This is a genomic window from Bacillota bacterium, assembly GCA_040754675.1.
Classification (GTDB): domain Bacteria; phylum Bacillota; class Limnochordia; order Limnochordales; family Geochordaceae; genus Geochorda.
This window is the reverse complement of record JBFMCJ010000431.1, coordinates 1-3,478: the sequence shown is the minus strand read 5'-3', so window position 1 is coordinate 3,478 and position 3,478 is coordinate 1. Positions and strand designations below refer to the sequence as shown.

At 69.5% G+C, this 3,478-nt stretch carries 4 protein-coding genes; all 4 read left to right on the top strand.

Going from position 1 to position 3,478, the window contains the following annotated elements; all coding sequences use genetic code 11:
• Positions 1 to 753: DNA translocase FtsK (locus AB1609_18420; protein MEW6048422.1), on the top strand; the 753-nt coding region annotated here is incomplete at its 5' end.
• Between the two features lie 48 nt (positions 754 to 801).
• On the top strand, positions 802 to 1,806 hold the full coding sequence (locus AB1609_18415) for a RodZ domain-containing protein (protein MEW6048421.1): 1,005 nt from the start codon (positions 802 to 804) through the stop codon (positions 1,804 to 1,806).
• On the top strand, positions 1,803 to 2,762 hold the full coding sequence (hslO, locus tag AB1609_18410) for an Hsp33 family molecular chaperone HslO (protein ID MEW6048420.1): 960 nt from the start codon (positions 1,803 to 1,805) through the stop codon (positions 2,760 to 2,762). Before AB1609_18415 ends, hslO begins: the two co-directional genes overlap by 4 nt.
• Before the next feature lie 2 nt (positions 2,763 to 2,764).
• The coding region (locus AB1609_18405) for a UPF0182 family protein (protein ID MEW6048419.1) at positions 2,765 to 3,478 on the top strand (714 nt) is incomplete at its 3' end.

Here is a 3,478-nt window from a genome sequence, read left to right as displayed (position 1 = left end):
GAGATGGAGGCGCGCTACCAGCAACTGGCGCGGGTCGGAGCGCGCAACCTCGCTGCTTACAACCAGCTTGCGGCCCAGGGGAGGGTGGCGGAGCCGCTTCCCTACGTGGTGGTGGTCATCGACGAGCTGGCCGACCTCATGCTGGTGGCAGCCGCCGAGGTGGAGGACAGCATCTGCCGGCTGGCTCAGATGGCGCGGGCGGCGGGAATCCACCTGATCATCGCCACGCAGCGACCGTCGACGGACGTCATCACCGGGCTCATCAAGGCGAACATCCCGTCCCGGCTCGCGTTCGCCGTCTCCTCCCAGGTGGACTCCCGAACCATCCTGGACACGGGCGGGGCCGAGCGGCTGCTGGGCCGCGGCGACATGCTGTACCATCCCCTGGGGGAGCCCAAACCCGTGCGCGCCCAGGGCTGCCTGGTCACGGACCGGGAGATCGAACAGGTGGTGGCCTTCTGGAAGGAGCAGGGCCCGCCGCAGTACAAGGTCGATCTGTTCGAGGAAGAAGCCCGTGAGGAATCGGCTGACGCCGCCGAAGCTGACGACGCCTTGTACGACGAGGCGGTGAAGCTGGTGGTGGAAGCCGGGCAGGCATCGGTTTCCATGCTTCAAAGACGTTTCCGTATCGGGTATGCTCGCGCGGCGCGGCTCATTGACATGATGGAGCAGCGGGGTGTTGTGGGGCCCTACCAGGGGAGCAAGCCGCGCGAGGTGATGCCGGCGTTCAGGCGCCGGGAGCATCCGGCTTGAGGGGATCCCCTGGCAGGTGCTGCACGAGGAAGGGGCAGCGGAGTTCCCATGGGGCAGGATCGACCTCGGGGTGAACCGGCTTCGAGGGCGGCCGTCCAGCCGGGGGCCATGCTGCAGGCAGCCCGGGAGCGGCTCGGATTGAGCCTGGAGGCAGTCGAGGAGAAGACGCGGATCCGGCAATCGTTTCTCGAGGCCCTGGAAGAGGGCCGCTACGACCACCTTCCGGGGCCGGTTTACGCGCGCGCCTTTCTGAAGCTGTACGCCCAGGCCGTCGGGCTCGATCCGGGAGACGTATTGAGCGCTTATGACCAGCTGACCGGGAGGCAGGCTGCCGCCGCGCCGGCCGCCCGGCAGGCAGGCCGTTCCCGCCCGTGGTGGAGGCCCGATCCCCTGTTGCAGGCTCTGGAGCCTCAGCGGCGGTTCCGGACGCTGGCCGGCGCCACGACGATGGTGGTGCTGGCCGCCTTGGTGGGGGCGTGGCTGCTCTCGTCGGCCACGGAGCCGCGGCGCCGCCAAAGCGAAAGGCCCCTCTCCGCCGAAACTCTGCCCGCCGGGCCGGGCGGCGCCGGCTCCCCTGAAGAGGCTCCCCGCGTCGCGGCCTTGCCCGAGGAGCAGGCGGCTGAATTGGCCGAGCCTGAAGAGCCGGTGCCCGCAGCTCCCTCTGAAAAAGCGCCGGCCGAGGGCCAGGGCGGTGGGATGGGAGTCCCCCGCGAGGTGTCCGGGAGAGCACCGGTGGCGGCCACTCCATCCGGCGGGGAGGCGCCGGCGGGAGGCTCGGCCCGGGTGCCGGGAGCCACGGGCTCGGGGATCGAGGTGGTGGCCCGGGTGGTGGAGCGGAGCTGGATCGAAGCGTTCGCCGACGGCAAGGAGGTCTTCTCCGGCACGGCCCAGCCGGGAGAGGTGCTGAGCTGGCACGCCGACAAGATCCTCTCCGTGCGGTTCGGCAATGCCGAGGGCGTTGAACTTGTAGTGAACGGGGTGCCGCAGGGGCGACCGGGCCGGGGTGTGGTGACGAAGCACTTCTTCGCTTCGCCGAAGGCCACGCGTCCATGAGCGAACAGGGGAAGACGGGGTCGGTCACCGCGCGTCAGGGACACCTTGTGCGCATGACGGTGGCCGGCGGCCAGCTGCGCGCGGCGGCCTGCATCACCACGCCGGTCATCGAGGAAGCACGGCGGCGTCACCACCTGTGGCCTACCGCCGCCGCGGCCCTGGGCCGGCTGATGACCGCATCGGTGCTCCTGGCGTCATCCCTGAAGGACGACGAACGCATCATGCTCCAGATCATCGGAGACGGGCCCCTGCGCCACCTGGTGGCGGAGGCCACCGCGCGCCTCGAGGTGCGGGGCTACGCCGCGAACCCTCACGTCCACCTGCCGCTCAACGACCGCCACAAGCTGGACGTGGCCGGCGCCGTGGGAAAGGGCGATCTCTACGTCATGCGAGACCTGGGCCTGAAGGAGCCCTACCGCGGGGCGGTGCCGCTGGCCAGCGGGGAGATTGCGGAGGACGTGGCGTATTACCTGGCGTATTCGGAGCAAACGCCGGCTTCGGTGGCGCTTGGGGTACTGGTCTCTGAAGATGGCTCCATCCGGGCGGCCGGCGGGTGGCTCGTCACGCCCCTTCCGGGCGCCCCGTCCGAACTGGTGGAAGAGGTAGCCAGGAGGCTCCGGCAGGCGCCCGCGGTTAGCCGCACCATCGACGAGCTGGGGCAGGGGGCCAGCGCGCGCGGCCTGATCGAAGGGTTGCTCGGGGACCTCGACGTGCGGGTGCTGGCCACCGCCCCGGTGGCGTTTCGCTGTCCGTGCACCCGCCAACGGATGGATGCCGGGCTGGTGGCGCTGGGTGCGCAGGAACTGCGGGACCTCGCTTCCGAGCAGGATCCGGTGGAACTGCGCTGCCGATTTTGCAACCGCCGCTACCTGTTCTCCGCCAAACGCTTGCGGCAGCTGGCCGACCGCGCCGAGCGGCCGGCTCTGCGTGCCGTCAAGAATGATAGGAGTCCGTGAACATGCGCTCGACGATTCGCCGCATCATCTGGCTGGCCCTCGCCCTTCTCGTGGCCTCTCTGGTTTTCGCCCGCGGTCTCACCGACTGGATGTGGTTTGAATCCCTCGGTTATCCTTCCCTTCTGATTGCGCCCTGGGTCTGGCAGCTCGCCGTAGGAGCGGGCGGTGCACTGCTGAGCTTCCTGATCCTGGGTGCCAGCCTGCTGGCCGCCCGGCCGGCCCTGGCCCGGGCGTACCTGCGCCCCGAGCTGACCCAGAGCTTGCTGGCGCGGCCCTGGGCCCGCGTTCAGCACTGGGCCACGACACTGGTGGCCGGACTGGCCGTTTTGCTGGGCTTCGGCGTGGCAGGCCGGTGGATGGACGTGGCCATGTTCTTCTACCGGCAGCCTTTTGGTGTGCAAGATCCCGTCCTGAACCAGGACGTGTCGTTTTACGTTTACACGCTGCCGCTCGTGCGGCTCGTCCTCTCCGTGCTGTTTGCCGCCGTACTGGTCTCTGTGGGCCTGAGCGGGCTCATCTACACGGTGGCCGGCATCCTCGACTGGCGGCGCGGCGGGGAGGGCCTGCGGGGCCGGCCGAGGACGCACTTGTTCCTTTTGCTGTCGGCACTTGCGCTGCTGTGGGCGGCGGAGAGCTGGCTTGGCCGCTACGATTTGCTCTTCTCCCCGAGGGGAGTGGCTTTCGGCGCCACCTACGCCGACGTGAACGTGAGGCTG

Coding starts and splice junctions, on each gene's coding strand:
- AB1609_18415 (MEW6048421.1), top strand. CDS start 802: ATGGGGCAGGATCGACCTCGGGGTGAACCGGCTTCGAGGGCGGCCGTC.
- hslO (MEW6048420.1), top strand. CDS start 1,803: ATGAGCGAACAGGGGAAGACGGGGTCGGTCACCGCGCGTCAGGGACAC.